The sequence below is a fragment of the Achromobacter sp. genome, from assembly GCF_036567245.1.
GTDB lineage: Bacteria > Pseudomonadota > Gammaproteobacteria > Burkholderiales > Burkholderiaceae_B > Achromobacter.
This window is the reverse complement of record NZ_DATCUY010000438.1, coordinates 1-1,760: the sequence shown is the minus strand read 5'-3', so window position 1 is coordinate 1,760 and position 1,760 is coordinate 1. Positions and strand designations below refer to the sequence as shown.

Annotated in this window: 2 protein-coding genes and 1 pseudogene; 2 read left to right on the top strand and 1 reads right to left on the bottom strand. The window is 70.5% G+C overall.

Annotated elements, in window-relative coordinates:
* Nucleotides 1-301 (top strand): FHA domain-containing protein (locus VIR09_RS18925; RefSeq protein ID WP_332014264.1); only part of this gene is annotated, 301 nt, incomplete at its 5' end.
* 48 nt (nt 302-349) lie between these two features.
* Here the strand turns inward: VIR09_RS18925 and VIR09_RS18920 are convergent.
* Entirely contained in the window at nt 350-1,273 is a 924-nt protein-coding gene (locus VIR09_RS18920; protein WP_332014263.1) for a LysR substrate-binding domain-containing protein, read from the bottom strand.
* Between the two features lie 68 nt (nt 1,274-1,341).
* Between VIR09_RS18920 and VIR09_RS18915 the strand changes: the two are divergent.
* Nucleotides 1,342-1,760 (top strand): annotated as a pseudogene (locus VIR09_RS18915) (MFS transporter); the annotation flags it as partial.

The window sequence follows — 1,760 nt, the reverse complement described above, 5'->3', positions numbered from 1 at the left end:
GGGCCGCGTGGACGAAGCGCAGTTCGTGGTGAACGATCCGCGCGTCTCCCGCCTGCACGCGCGCATCGAGGCGCGGCAGGGCAGTTGCGTGCTGGTGGACGTCAGCACCTATGGGACCTGGGTCCGCTTCCACGGCAGCGCCGGTGTCAGCGGCGAGATCGCCTTGCGGCGTGACGAATGCGTGCTGCACGGCAGTGGCGAGATCGGCCTGGGAGCACCGCTGAGCGACTTCAGCGCACCCACCATTGCGTTCAAGACGACCGGCGGCGATCTGCTGCTGGCGCGGCGCGACGCACGCTGACGACCCAACCGCGACGGCATTGTTCCCGATGCCGACCGGCCGCGCCATTCAGAGGCCGGCACGCCTGGTGTCTTCCAACCATTCGGTGAAGAACTGCGCCTCGGGCCTGGCGTCCGGCGCGAGCCCGTAGTAGTAGCGTTCCAGCGGCATGCGCAGATGCGGCAGCGGTGACAGCAAGCGACCCTGTGCAAGGTCCTGCGCGACCAGGGAGGTCGGGCCCATCGCGACCCCCAGGCCGTCGAGCGCGGCCTGCAGCACGAGGTGCAGATGATCGAATTGCAGCCGCCCGGCCGGCTTGAGGCGCACGAGGCCGACCGCGCGCTGCCAGTCGTCCCAGTCGCTCTTGCGGGTGCGGGCCGATAGCAGCACGTGCGCCGCCAGCGCCGGCGGCGCGCCCACACCCCGCAACTCGAACAGAGAGGGCGCGCCGACCACCTGCACCTCGTCCTCCAGGAAGGGCTTGACCTCGATCGAAGGCGGCCAGCCCTGGAGCCCACGCCGGATGGCTACGTCGAACCCGTCGACCGCTTTGGACGGCACGGCGGTGCTGGTCACGACCTGCGGTTCGATGCCCGGGTACTGGGCAACGAAGGCCGGAAGGCGCGGAATCAGCCAGCGCACCGCGAACGAGGGCCGCACATTGATGCGCACCGCCCGTACCGGCGCGCGCGCCATGAGCGCGGTCGCCGCGGCGCCGATCTGCGACAGCGCTGCCGCCGCGCTGGCGAAGAAGGCCTGGCCTTCCGCCGTGAGAACGACCTGCCGCGTGAGGCGCTCGAAAAGCGCCACGCCCAGGTGGGTTTCCAGCGCCTTGACCTGCCGGCTCACCGCGCCGTGCGTCACGTGCAGCTCCACGGCCGCCCGCGTGAAGCTTTGATGGCGCGCCGCCGCCACGAAGGCGCGCACGGCATGGAGGGGCGGTAGGCGCGGTAGGCGCGGTAGGGGCGGTAGGGGCGGTAGGGGCGGCGGCATGTGTGAGATTTTTGCACGCGTACCCACCCGTCGATGTCGTTTGTCGGCGGTCGCCAGCGCGGCGCACCATGCGTGCCATGTCATCGTCCCGGCCCACTGCTTCTCCTGCATCCATCACGGCCGCCGATCGCGATTCACGGCACGGCGCCATCGCACTCGGCGCCACGCTCCCCGGCGACACCGTGCTCTACCTGCTGCTACCGATGTACGGCGCGGCCTTCGGCGTCACACTGGCGGAAGCCGGACTGTTGCTCGCGGCCAATCGGCTGGTGCGCATCGCCGGCTATGGCTGGGTGGCGCGTTTCTATGCCCGTCACGGCGACCGGCCGACCTGCACCCTGGCCGTGGTCGCCGCTGCATTCTGCGCACTCGGCTACGCCACGCTCTCGGGATTCTGGGCACTGCTACCGCTGCGACTCGTGTGGGGCCTGTGTTTCGCCGCGCTGAATCTGGCCACGCAGGCGCTTGCGACGGCGGAGCCGATGGG

Excerpts from the sequence above, each read along its gene's own strand:
- VIR09_RS18920 (WP_332014263.1), bottom strand. The coding sequence starts at position 1,273 with ATGCCGCCGCCCCTACCGCCCCTACCGCCCCTACCGCGCCTACCGCGC.